The organism is Psychrobacter sp. S1-30-MNA-CIBAN-0213 (assembly GCF_040309845.1).
In the GTDB taxonomy this organism is placed as follows: Bacteria; Pseudomonadota; Gammaproteobacteria; order Pseudomonadales; family Moraxellaceae; genus Psychrobacter.
Map to the genome: position 1 here is coordinate 159176 of NZ_JBEOPE010000003.1, position 12289 is coordinate 171464.

The 12289-nt window shown below is 40.4% G+C and carries 14 protein-coding genes; 8 read left to right on the top strand and 6 right to left on the bottom strand.

Annotated elements, in window-relative coordinates:
* Positions 1-48: 48 nt before the first annotated feature.
* The 4 genes from AAEY87_RS04130 to AAEY87_RS04145 all read right to left on the bottom strand — a co-directional run bounded on the left by AAEY87_RS04130 (position 49) and on the right by AAEY87_RS04145 (position 3846).
* Positions 49-852, bottom strand: a complete 804-nt coding sequence (locus tag AAEY87_RS04130; protein WP_350656054.1) for an SDR family NAD(P)-dependent oxidoreductase — start codon at positions 850-852, stop codon at positions 49-51.
* A complete protein-coding gene (locus AAEY87_RS04135) occupies positions 852-2021 on the bottom strand; it encodes an MBL fold metallo-hydrolase (RefSeq protein WP_350656055.1) in 1170 nt (389 codons plus the stop codon). The genes AAEY87_RS04130 and AAEY87_RS04135 overlap by 1 nt, the downstream gene beginning before the upstream one ends.
* 123 nt (positions 2022-2144) lie before the next feature.
* On the bottom strand, positions 2145-3050 hold the full coding sequence (locus AAEY87_RS04140) for a LysR family transcriptional regulator (protein WP_350656056.1): 906 nt from the start codon (positions 3048-3050) through the stop codon (positions 2145-2147).
* A 187-nt stretch (positions 3051-3237) separates the two neighbouring features.
* Entirely contained in the window at positions 3238-3846 is a 609-nt protein-coding gene (locus AAEY87_RS04145; RefSeq protein WP_350656057.1) for a YceI family protein, read from the bottom strand.
* A 447-nt stretch (positions 3847-4293) separates the two neighbouring features.
* Between AAEY87_RS04145 and AAEY87_RS04150 the strand changes: the two genes are divergently transcribed.
* The 5 genes from AAEY87_RS04150 (at position 4294) to ycaC (ending at position 8023) form a co-directional block, all read left to right on the top strand.
* Positions 4294-4698 (top strand): DoxX family protein, encoded by a 405-nt coding sequence (locus tag AAEY87_RS04150; RefSeq protein WP_350656058.1) that lies wholly within the window; start codon positions 4294-4296, stop codon positions 4696-4698.
* Positions 4699-4776: 78 nt separating this feature from the next.
* On the top strand, positions 4777-5331 hold the full coding sequence (locus tag AAEY87_RS04155; RefSeq protein WP_350656059.1) for an NADPH-dependent FMN reductase: 555 nt from the start codon (positions 4777-4779) through the stop codon (positions 5329-5331).
* On the top strand, positions 5318-6091 hold the full coding sequence (locus AAEY87_RS04160; RefSeq protein WP_082785716.1) for a YoaK family protein: 774 nt from the start codon (positions 5318-5320) through the stop codon (positions 6089-6091). The genes AAEY87_RS04155 and AAEY87_RS04160 overlap by 14 nt, the downstream gene beginning before the upstream one ends.
* A 285-nt stretch (positions 6092-6376) precedes the next feature.
* The gene (locus AAEY87_RS04165; protein ID WP_227514166.1) at positions 6377-7033 is read left to right on the top strand and encodes a YoaK family protein; all 657 of its coding nucleotides are present in this window, start codon (positions 6377-6379) and stop codon (positions 7031-7033) included.
* Between the two features lie 321 nt (positions 7034-7354).
* Positions 7355-8023 carry an isochorismate family cysteine hydrolase YcaC gene (gene ycaC, locus AAEY87_RS04170; RefSeq protein ID WP_350656062.1) on the top strand — a complete coding sequence of 223 codons (669 nt, stop codon included), beginning with the start codon at positions 7355-7357 and terminating at the stop codon, positions 8021-8023.
* A gap of 97 nt (positions 8024-8120) precedes the next feature.
* On the opposite strand, the gene AAEY87_RS04175 is transcribed toward ycaC, so the two are convergent.
* Positions 8121-8456 (bottom strand): GNAT family N-acetyltransferase, encoded by a 336-nt coding sequence (locus AAEY87_RS04175; RefSeq protein ID WP_350656063.1) that lies wholly within the window; start codon positions 8454-8456, stop codon positions 8121-8123.
* 281 nt (positions 8457-8737) lie between these two features.
* On the opposite strand from AAEY87_RS04175, the gene AAEY87_RS04180 reads away from it, so the two are divergent.
* From AAEY87_RS04180 to AAEY87_RS04190, 3 genes are all read left to right on the top strand, one after another.
* Positions 8738-9451, top strand: coding sequence for a pirin family protein (locus AAEY87_RS04180; RefSeq protein ID WP_350656064.1), 714 nt, complete (start codon positions 8738-8740; stop codon positions 9449-9451).
* Between the two features lie 264 nt (positions 9452-9715).
* Positions 9716-10654, top strand: coding sequence for a pirin family protein (locus AAEY87_RS04185; protein WP_350656065.1), 939 nt, complete (start codon positions 9716-9718; stop codon positions 10652-10654).
* Between the two features lie 190 nt (positions 10655-10844).
* Positions 10845-11456 (top strand): nitroreductase family protein, encoded by a 612-nt coding sequence (locus AAEY87_RS04190; protein WP_350656066.1) that lies wholly within the window; start codon positions 10845-10847, stop codon positions 11454-11456.
* Between the two features lie 374 nt (positions 11457-11830).
* Here the strand turns inward: AAEY87_RS04190 and AAEY87_RS04195 are convergent, their stop codons facing one another.
* Positions 11831-12271: an Mpo1 family 2-hydroxy fatty acid dioxygenase gene (locus AAEY87_RS04195; protein ID WP_350656067.1), complete on the bottom strand. Its 441-nt coding sequence runs from the start codon at positions 12269-12271 to the stop codon at positions 11831-11833.
* Between the last annotated feature and the right edge of the window lie 18 nt (positions 12272-12289).

The following is a 12289-nucleotide window of genomic DNA, read 5'->3' on the forward strand; positions in this document are numbered from 1 at the left end:
GCCAAGCAATATGCTTGGCTTTTGTCTGTAAGTTAATTAACAAACTATTTACTTCTTCATGGACAATGCCACGGTTTTATTGCCTATCCAATTCACCCATCTCACTGGAAAAAAACGCAACTGTAATCTAATTAAGTTCGCCATTACGCCTGGTACGACTAGGAACTCTCGGTTTTCTACGCCTTTTAACATGGATTTAACCGCGCCCTCAATCTTCAGCTCACCTGCTAACTTTTTCATACCGACGCCAGCTTGCGACATGACGCCGACTTCAGATTGTGTCAATGGTGTATCTATCGGCGGTGGGGCGAAGACGGTGATATCGATACCCAATGGCTTCCATTCAAAGTTTATCGACTGCATCATGCCCCAAATGGCAAACTTCGAGGCACTATAAGAGCTGTAGCCATAACTACCAGTGAAGGATGACATGGAAGCGGTAACCATGACTTGCTTGCCACGTGATAAAAACGGACGCACAGCAGCCAGTACGTTGCGTGTACCGAATAGATTGATGTTCATCACCCGCTCAAATTGCTCTTGGCTCATATCATCAAAAGTCCAAGGCCCTGTAATCCCCACGAAATGCATTAGAATATCTGGCGATAAGCTTTCGGCAGCCGTAGCGATTTGCTTAGTGGTCATATCCGCATCGGTCACATCCAACTGATAGGTTGCAATTGAAGCGTCATTTTTATTCATAGCTTGCAAGCTTGATAGCACCTCATCAAGCGGTTGTACATCAAACAGTACTAGGTTAGAACCTTGGTTAATCAGTTGCTTAGCAGTCTCTAATCCAATACCTGAGGCTGCGCCAGTAATATAAACCGTCTTATTGGTAAAATAACCCATTAGGCACTTTCCTTTTGCATTGAGCTATCTTTCGTGGCAGTTGTCTGCGCTGAGCGACTTTTTTCCGATTTTTTCTGTAAAGTTCCGAATTTTGCCTCACCGATGAGATGACTGACTTTATGACCAGGGATAAGCCAGTAAGGGGTCGCTTCACTGCTTGAAGCGCAGTTAGGAAAGTCAGGGTTTTTAGAGGGACCGGCGATGGTTTTTTCAACGACCATCGAGATATATTGTTCATTACTGCCTTCAAGCGTGTTGCCGTTTAGGATGACTTCCATGCCTGTCTGCTGAGCATAACGGCGAATGGCATTCACTTTTGAGTTCATTGGAGCGTAAGCGTCTGCGCCGACGCCATTCTCTGAAGTGACTCTTATACCATCGGGCACACGCGCGACTAGTGAATGGTTGCCTTCGGTATGACCTGGAGTATGCACCAGCGCCAAGCCTTTGCCCAATTGGATACTCCCAGTAAACTTAATGACTTTATCAGGGTCGACGCCTTCGATGCCGTTGGGACAATACCAATCCGCTTGCACTGGCAGCAAGGCAGTGGTACTTAGCCACTCTTGCTCATGCACCAAAATTTTGGCATTAGGGAAGTAGGCAGCGTTATCTTTCGTGCCTGTGTTTGTAGTGCCTGTATTTTTAGTGCCAAGCCAGCGACGTATATCTTGGGTATGCAGATGATCATAGCTGATGTAATCAACATCTTCTGGTGCTAAGCCGACTTCCGCAAGTGCACCTGCCACATCACGGATGATGGGAGCGACCACGCTTTCAAGCGGTGACCAGTTGGGCATCTTGTCCGTTAAGCGCTTAAAAAACGGCGTCTCGCGGTCTGCTTCGATATCAGAAGGGGAGAACAGCAAGGTTTTTAGTTCACCTAAAAAGTCATGATATTGAATGATAAAAATGCGGTTAAGAATATGAAGGTAGGGGAATTTATAAGTGCTTTGGGTATAGACGCCGCTGTAAGCGTACCATGTTGGGTAGGGCACTCTAACCATATCTGCGCTTTGATAAAATTGAACAGGTGGCTCATCCATAAAGCGTTCTCTGAATGCGCTTGCCTGCTTGCGAGCTGTGTTTAGACGCTCTTGAGGTAGTGGACTTTGGCGTACGTTATCAAAGTCGTTAATCGCTTTCATGCCTAGTGCTTGCAAATCCATAATGCATCTCCTTATGACTGATGGATATCTTGAGACAATACTAGCAACATTGTTTTAAGGTTTATAGCGACTTTAAAAAACTGTTGGGTTCTACTATGTTAGGTCAGATTATGTATTTGTTTATCAGAACTCATCCCAGTAAGGATTGTCGCCAAAACGCTCTGCAATAAAGTCAATCAAATAACGGCAGCGCTGTGACAAGAAGCGGTTCTTAGGGTAAACCGCATAAGCATTAAGGGTGGGCAATTGATACTGCTTAAGAACAGGCACTAGCTCACCTTTGGCCAATCTTTGGTAAGCGATAAAGGTTGGTATAAAAATAATACCATGACCTTTCACTGCCAAATCCACTAAGAACTCACCATTAGTCGCTTTGATTTTTGCGTTTATTGTATGGTTGTGTTTTTTCCCTTGCGCGTCTGTCAGGGTTAACGTGCTTGTTTTGCCCAGACCATATTGCAAGAACTCATGTTCTTGTAAGTCTTCGAGCGTTTCAGGCGTTCCCATCTTTTCTAAATACTCAGGGCTGGCACAAAGTGCGTAACGAATCAGCGCTAAACGTTTTGCCTGATAGCTGGAGTCTTGTAGCTCTCTAATACGAATGGCTAACTCAAAACCTTCTTCAATCAAGTCAACGTGTCGATCAGAAAAATCCAAATCAAAGCTTAGATTGGGATGTTGATTGGCGTATTCATCAATCACATCATTCAGATGCATAAGCCCAAATGACAGAGGTGCTGTCATCTTTAGCGTGCCTTCAATGCGTGTAGGCGCACCACTAGTCTGCTCGTTAAGTGCGTCCACTTCACTAAGTATATTGTTCGCCTGTCGGTAATAATGCTCACCAGCCTCGGTCAAGTTAGACTGCCGAGTGGTTCGGCTGATCAACTGATTGCCCAAGCGAGTCTCTAAATCCTTTAAACGCCTACTCACAGCCGATTTGGCAACATCTAACTGCTCAGCTGCTTTAGTAATACTACCGGCTTCGACAATGCGTACAAACATTGCCATATCTTCTAGTTGTCCCATCCTAGCTACCCTATTATCGTTGCCCGCTATATCGTATTATCTTATCTTATAGATTTGCAAGGGGAGTTCTTTAAGTAGAACTCCCCTTGCAAAATCTCGCAGAATCAAAAAAGCTGGGTTAAAAAACCCAGCCTACTTCTATTAAATAATGTGTTATTACATATTGTTTTAAGGGGATGAACCAGCCTTATTTAAGATCTGCTTTTTTGCTGGCTTCTACTTGAATGACCAGTTTGATGTCTTTCATCATACCGCCATCTGTATAGGTATCGATACCCCATTTGGTTCTGTCGATAGTGGTTTCAAAATCACCACCACAAGCTTCAGCTTTTAATAAAGGGTTGTCATAGCAGTTAAACTTAGTGGTCGTTAAAGTCACAGGGTGAGTCTTATCAAGCAGCGTTAAGTCACCTTTGACTGCCTTGACTTTATCGCCATCAAACTGCCATTCAGTAGATTTAAAATAAGCCGTTGGGTATTTTTCTACATTGAAAAAGTCAGCAGATTTTAGATGTCCATCAAAGATTTTGAGGCCTGTGCTCAAGCTGCCCATAGGGATAGTAATACCTATAAAGCCTTTTTGCTCTTCAGGTGCGTACTCAAGAGTGCCCGATAAATTATGAAAGCCACCAGCGTTGGTCGTCGTGCCAAAGTGATCGACAGAAAAGCGCACTGCGGTATGGTGAGGGTCAAGCTCGTAAGTAGCAGCATGACCTAAAGTGCTAAGCAGGCCAAGAGCACTGATAGCAGCAAAAGCCATAGCGCGATTTGCTTGTTTGATAGATTTTAAAGTCATGATAAATAATCCTTTTGTTAAGTAAGTAAATCAAGTGAGTACGTATAATATAGGCAAGTACAGGGTAGAGCGAATATACCGTTTTTTTCAATAATCAGCTCAAAGAATACTTTAAATTTAGAACTTGCTTGTTAAGCTCTGCTTATACGTCGAAGTGGTAAGTTTAGCAAAGAATGACTATATTTAATGCTAAACTCTATCAAAAAATGTGTATTTCCGTTATTTTTTGTACTTTTTGGGGCTGTTGTAAATAGTTCCATAAATAAACCCCGCTAAAGTAATTAAGTAATTATAAATTGTTCTCAAAATAAGAACAGATATTTGTGATTATTGCTGTTTATCTAAATTTAGTCAATGTGTACAATAATTCCACTGAACAAACAGTCGAAAAAACTTAAATATATCTACATTCGTAAATATATATTCATAAATTTATGGAGAGTAATGATGGATAAATTACAAGAGTTGAGCGCCCCTATTGGTCGCCTATTTATATCGATGATTTTTATTTTTTCAGGGTTTTCTAAGATTACGGGTTACGCTGCAACAGCAGGTTATATGGAATCGGTAGGCGTACCAAGCATACTATTGCCACTAGTGATTGCACTTGAGTTATTAGGTGGTATTGCTATCTTAATTGGCTTTAAAGCACGTCTAATATCATTGTTATTTGTTGGATTCAATATTGTTTCTGCGCTTATTTTCCATCAATTCTGGAATGACGAATCACAGATGAACCCATTTATGAAAAACATTGCGATGGCGGGTGGTTTTCTGATGATATTTGCTCATGGTCCAGGTGCACATTCAGTGGATAAAGATCATGCACCTAGAACAAGAACATTACACTAAGCAACGCTAAATTAAGTAGCGCTAAGCTAAGCACAATTAAATCAATTAACGTACGGTAAAGAGGAGGTCTTCATCATTATGAACGCATCGACGAATATAGCCCTAATCATTGGTAGTTTGCGAGAGGCATCAATCAATCGTAAGTTTGCTGAATTTATCGTGTCGCAGCTACCTAACAGTGTCACGGCGACAGAAGTACAAATTGCAGACTTGCCTCTTTATAATCAAGATTATGATGATCAGACGATTGACAGTTATGATCGTGTCCGTAAGCAGATTAAAAATGCCGATGCGGTATTAATCGTCACACCAGAACATAACCGTACGATGCCTGCTGCCCTAAAAAACGTCATCGATATCGCCTCTCGTCCTCATGGCGATAGCGCTTGGACAGACAAAAAAGTAGCCGTAGTGACAGCGTCTCCTGGCACTTATGGTGGTAGAGCTAGCGGCCTAGATGTACGTAAAAGTATGCAGATGCTATCGGCTCAAATGATGATTAGTCCTGAAGTATACCTAGGCCATGCTACTGATAGCCTAAATGAAGATGGTAGCGTCAGTGAGCGCACGCAAAAATTCCTGCAAAAGTTTGTGGATGAGTTTGTAGTGTTTGCCGGAAATGCCAGTGCATAACAGCGCCTCTAACAACATTGAATCTAACAATACTGTATCTAAGAATGATAAGAGTGGTGCTCAAGATGGTAAGCCATCAAGCTTTTGGCAACGTTATCAAGCGCCAGTGTTACTAACGGTCGTTGGCGGTGCCATTGATACCATTGGCTTTATAACTTTGTTTGGGTTTTTTACCGCTCATGTTACTGGTAACTTAGTACTAGCAGGTAGCGGCTTGGTGAAAGGCGAAGATGGTCTATGGATTAAGCTTGCATCTGTACCGCTGTTTATTTTGACGGTAGTAGTAACGAAGATATACATAGATAAAAGCAAAAAACAGCAGCTGATCCTGAGTCATTTATTCTTAGCTGAAGCAGTGTTTTTGACCGCATTTATGATCGCGGGCTTGTCTTTTCAACCCTTTATCGATGCAGGTGCTATTACCGTTGCGATAACTGGTGGCTTAGGTTTAACGGCTTTAGCGATTCGTAATACGGCCAGCAAAACAGTCATTAAGCACATGAGTCCAACGGTACTGATGACAGGCAATACTACGCAGTTAGGAATAGGCCTATCAGATTACTTATCAAATAGAACGTCTGAGAATGCTAAAAAGTTAGTTCATAGCTCAGCGTTGGTCATGAGCTTTGTGATTGGTGCGTTATTAGGCGCTGTTCTGTATGTTAAGTTGAGCTATTGGGCAGTTGGTTTATTTGTACTGCCAGTTCTTTACTTGTCGATTTTGTCTAGAGATAAGGATTTTTTACGAAATATTGGTTAAGGCTTTAAGCGCTTTCAATTTTTGAATGATTATGAGTTCTATTGTTCTTAAAATAAGAACTTATATTTGTGTTCATCGTGGTTCATCTATTTATAGTCAACAATTATAATAGTTAAATCAGCGAACGTACTCAGAAGTTTATACAAAAAATTGTTAATGAGTTTACAAAATTCATAGGAGAGTCCAATGGCTAATATAGATGAGAGAAAAGACGAAAGTGATGAGGTACGGGACAACAACCCAGACTCTAATCTAACGTTTTGGCAACGTTACCAGATACCTGTAATGTTAACTACGGTTGGCGGTGCTATTGATACCATTGGTTTCGTCGGACTGCTCGGCTTCTTTACCAACCATGTGACAGGTAACTTGGTGATGGCAGGTGGTGGACTTGTCGAAGGTGGTGATGGGCTTTGGGTCAAATTAGGCGCGTTACCAGTATTCTTGATTACAGTCATTCTTACCAAACGCGCTATCAATATTGCCAGCGCAAACAAACCAATACTTAGTAATTTACTGTTTGCGGAAGTCGCCTTTTTACTCGCGTTTTTAGCGTCGGCTATCTATTTCGGTCCTTTTGAGCAAGCTGGTACGCTAGAAGTCGCCTTTACTGGCTTTTTAGGTCTAACCGCTTTTGCCATTCGTAATACTGCAGGTAAAACAGTAATGGGTAAGATGAAACCTACATTACTGATGACAGGTAACACTACTCAGCTAGGTATCGACTTGTCTGACTATGTATTTGATCGCAATAATTGCAATATGGACAGTCTGAGACACAGTTTTACTTTGGTTGCTAGCTTTACCTTAGGTGCTTTTTTTGGCGCGGTACTATACATTTATATCGGTCTATGGGCGATAGCACCTTTCATCCTACCAGTACTGTACGCGGCAATTAAAATGCGTAATAAGCAGTCTTTGAAACATGCAACAGGTAAGTAATGCTATATCGATTAAATAGTAGTAATGATAGAAAGTAACAGTAATAAAAATAATGATAGAAGTGATAAATAAAAATATTTAAATCCAGATAGGTTTTTAACTTAATCGCTATCATTATGATTTAAAAAGAATTTTTAACATAAAGCTAACAAACAACATACTAGCATATTAATGAAATATAAAATTATTATGCTAATATCTTTTTAAGAGATATTTAATAGTGCATAGTAAGTTTTAAGTTAAACTTAACTATAATAAATGGTTCGTGTATGATAACGGCACTAGACCACTTTGATTTTTTCACTAAAAAAGGAAAGTATTATGTCTGATTCAAATACTAATGAAAATTTAAAAACTGATGACAACTTATACAACCGTCTATCTTTGGATAATGCTGTTGTGTTATTCGTAGATCATCAAGCAGGTCTATTATCTTTAGTTCGTGACATCGAGCCAGCTGAATTCAAAAATAACGTCATGGCACTTGCAAAATTGACTAAGTACTTTGACTTGCCAGCAGTGATGACGACTAGTTTTGAGCAAGGTCCAAACGGTCCTATGATGCCAGAGCTAAAAGAGATGTTCGCTGATGCGCCTTATATCGCTCGTCCTGGTCAGATCAATGCTTGGGACAACGAAGATTTTGTTAAATCCATTGAAGCCACTGGTCGTAAGCAATTGATTATTGCTGGTATCGTGACTGAAGTATGTGTTGCATTCCCAGCGTTATCTGCCCTAAAAGCGGGCTATGAAGTATTTGTGGTGACTGATGCTTCAGGTACATTTAATGAGCTTAGCCGTACCTCTGCTATCGATCGTATGGTAGCTGCTGGCGCACAACCACTGACTTGGTTTGCTGTAGCCAATGAAATCCGTCGTGACTGGCGTGAAGATATGGAAGGGTACCTAGACCTTTTCTATCAAACAATCCCAGCTTATGCTCCATTAATCGATAGCTACAACGCTTTAACTGATGACAGCAATAAGTAATATAAGCTATTGACTGTTTATTGTTAAATCAAAAACGCCATGCTTTTTAGCATGGCGTTTTTTTTGACTCGTTTTTTATTATTGACTTGATACTTTATTAAGGTTTTGCGTCATGAAATACAGAGTTGGCTTTATACTCTGGATGCTTGTCGATATAAGAATTGACGTAAGGGCAGGTGGGTTTGACCCGTAAACCTTTAGCAGCAGCATCATCTAAGATTGATTTAACAAGGTAACCTGCGATACTGCGTCCACTCAATTCTTTTGGCACTTCAGTATGTTTATATTCAATGCCTTTTTCACCCTGACTAGTGGTAAAAAACTCATAGTCCTCAAAAGCGATATGACCATCAATATGGATTTCGAAGCGTTTTTGCTCAGTGTTATCGATCAGCTCGTAGTTTAAAGAATCTCTGTTTGATTCATTAGACATAATTGGCTTTCCTTATTAGTTGGTTTTATTTATTTAACATTTTATAGACTTAACTCTATTTAGTTAACATTAATAATATTAACAGCTTATACCGATTGTTCTGTTATGAATATATTACTCTATTTAGGTTGTTTAATTGTTCTTATAATAAGAATAGTTATTTGCGATTTACCATGTTTATCTCTTCTTCAACAACAATTATAATAGTTCCATTGTTTAGACAAGTTCGTTAATAGTAAATTTTCAGACATGTTTAACTCCCCAATAAATAAGGATAAATTATGAAAACTATCTATCATGCAGCAGATTCTCGTGGCGATGCAAACCATGGCTGGCTCAAAAGCAAGCACACTTTTAGTTTTGCAAATTACCACAACCCAGAGCGTATGGGCTTTGGCGCACTACGCGTCATCAATGATGATTTTGTCATCGGTGGTCAAGGTTTTGGTAAGCACTCGCATCGCGATATGGAAATCATCAGTATTCCATTATCTGGTAAGCTCGGTCATGGCGATAACATTGGTAACAATGGCATTATCGAAACGGGTGAAATCCAAGTTATGTCAGCTGGTACTGGCATTACTCACAGTGAGATGAATGGCGATGACAAAGAGGACGTAAAGTTCTTACAGATTTGGGTCATTCCAAACAAAATGAACGTAGCGCCTCGTTATCAGCAAGTACGCATGGATGAAATCATGCAGCCAAACGAGTTCAATCAAGTATTGTCACCAAACGCTGATGATGCTGGCGTGTGGATTCATCAAAATGCTTGGTTTAGCATGGGTGATTTTGACAAAGGCGTGACTCAGACTTACCAGTTAAATGACCCTAATAACGGTGTCTATATATTTGTCATTAGCGGTAAAGTAAACGTAAACGGTAACACTTTGGATACTCGTGATGGACTTGGTGTTTGGGATACTAAGAACTTCACGATGGACGTAGAAGAAGATGCTAAGGTACTACTAATGGAAGTGCCGATGAGTTTCTAAGACACTTCTTAGAGGTACCAAAGCAGTTTCTAAACTGTTTTGGTGCTACTCTTTAAATGCTAATATTTAGAGGTTATTAGAGTCATAAGGTACTATAGTTAAAAGTAGCGTATCGAAATATTGATAACATTTATATTTATGACAGGTAAATCGTTTATCGGCGCTACTTTTACTTCTGCCTATTGTATTTTGTACATACCGTATTTTGCACAGTGTCATTTATATCCCATTGAATATCACATAATTGATAATAAGAGGTGAACCATGAGTATCGATATCTTAGAACCACGTTTGGCAGATGTTGGCGGTATTCCAATTGCCCGTCTTTTACCCAATACGGGCAAAAAGCCTATTGGCGCTTGGTGCTTTTTGGATCATGCAGGCCCAGCTGAATTCGATGAAGATGATGCAGGTATGCAAGTCGGCCGTCATCCGCATACTAATTTGCAAACCTTTAGCTGGATGTTAAATGGCGAAGTGCTGCACAAAGACAGCTTAGGTAATGAGCAAGTGATCACTAAAAACCAAGTTAACGTCATGACCGCAGGTACAGGTCTAACGCAAGGTATCAGCCATACTGAACAAAGCGTATTTCCTGATACTGGTGGTTCGCCCAATGCCGCCCGTGGTTTGAGCATGGTACAGCTATGGATCGCGCTACCGACTGATCAAAAAATTGAGCGTAACTTCCATCATTATCCTGAACTGCCAACGTGGCGCGAGGATAGCGTGGAGATGATACTGACGACAGGTAGCTATACCAGCGTATCAGGCGAGCGCTATGAAGCGCCTACCATCCAGTATTCGAAAATGGTCGGTATTGATGTGTACTTCTTAGAAGATGGTGAAGTCACGCTCAACTTAGAGCCAGGTTTTGAATACGGTATCTTGGTTACAGAAGGCGAGATTGAGTCTGAAGGCAAAGTATGTCCAAAAGATCAATTACTGCGCTTTCATGATACCGATGTCGCCAACAATGAAAGCATTAAGCTGGTCGCCAAAAAAGGTACACGCGTGATGTTTATCGGCGGTGAGCCTTTGAACAACCAAGTGCTACTATGGTGGAACTTTGTCGCAGACAACAAAGCCGAGATTGAACAATCAATCATTGACTGGAACAACGGACATGAGCGTTTTGGTGAAGTTGATTCTGATATGAAGCGTCTGCCTGCCCCAGAATTGCCTGAAGGTTTTAAAGGTTAGTTTGTTTAACATAACTTTTATAATATCTTATATTGTTAAGTTTTTTTACAAAAATAAAGTCCGAGTTTAAGCTGGTTTTCTTTATAATCAGTTAGATTGTTTTAGCGCATGGTTATTAAGTCTGACTCATTAACCATGCTCATCTAGCATTTATTTTAACCCATTCATATTAATAATTTGGAGAAGTACTATGTCAGATTTACAGAAGTTGCATCAACTTGCTGAAAAGCGTCGTTCTGTCTATGCGTTGAGCAATCAACTACCAGTATCGAATGACGAAGTCATTAAACTGGTTGAGCATGCTATTTTGCATACCCCATCAGCTTTTAACTCACAATCAACGCGTATCGTTGTGTTGTTTGGTGAAGAGCATCAAAAACTTTGGCAAATTACCGAAGATACTTTACGTGGTATTGTCGATAATGAAGAGCAATTTGCTGCGACCAAGCAAAAGATGGATAGCTTTAAAGCTGGCGCTGGCACAGTGATGTTCTTTGAAGATCATAGCGTCGTTAGAAACATGCAAGCGGCTGCTCCTTTATATGCTGACAAGTTCCCAATCTGGGCAGACCAAACCAATGCAATGCACCAGTATGTAATCTGGACAGCATTGGCCAGTCTAGACATTGGTGCCAATTTGCAGCATTACAATCCAATCATCGATAGAAAAGTGGCTGACACTTGGAACATTGATGAACATTGGGAATTGAATGCGCAAATGGTATTCGGTGCTATTGAGCAGCCAGCTGGCGACAAAGAGTTTAAGCCTGTCGAAGAGCGTATGAAAGTATTTGGTAAATAGAATATTATCAAATAGCTTAGTCTATCGAACATACTATATGAATTGTGTGTTTGATGATTGAAGCAGCAACAAAAAGCGCCATCCGACTATCAGTTGGGTGGCGCTTTTTTTTGGCTCTTACAAATTTTTAGCTGTTCAAATTAACTTTTCAAAACATAAAGAAACGTTACCGATATCTAGTCGATGCTAAGTAAAAAAATACAATTATTATAACGTGCTACTGGTATAAATTTTCCTTGCTTGCTGTGCCTACGCAGACAGAGGCTATGCAAAATTTACCCCAGTAGCACTGTATTTATTTTATAAGGACACGCCCTAGATTTTATGAGAATGATCAATAACCAATCAACACTATAATCACTGCTATCTGATCGCTACTCACGTTTCATAAGGCTATTGGCTACCCAAGCTGGACCAATCAATAAAAACTGTAAATCTTCAAAAAATGATGGTTTTTTGCCTTCGATTTTGTGACCGATAAACTGTCCAATCCAAGCTACGATGAAGACAGCTGCCCAAACCTTAAAGCCCCATGGCAATAAAGTCATCACTGATAGACAAATAAGGATAAAAATTCCCATCGCCATAAATAACGGGGTAGATAAGCGCATATAAAACAATAATACTAAGGCGCTAAGTACCAATGTAAACCAGACCGATAGCGACATTCCCATTCCTAACAGACTAACGAAGATAGTGGGGACACAAAGCCAATGGATCTTTTTATTGATTAAGTTTTGATGGCTGACGGAATACTCACTCAGCCATTGCTCAAGTGTACGTTTGGACATACCTGTACGATTGATACGCGACATACTAACCTCCTTGTTAGT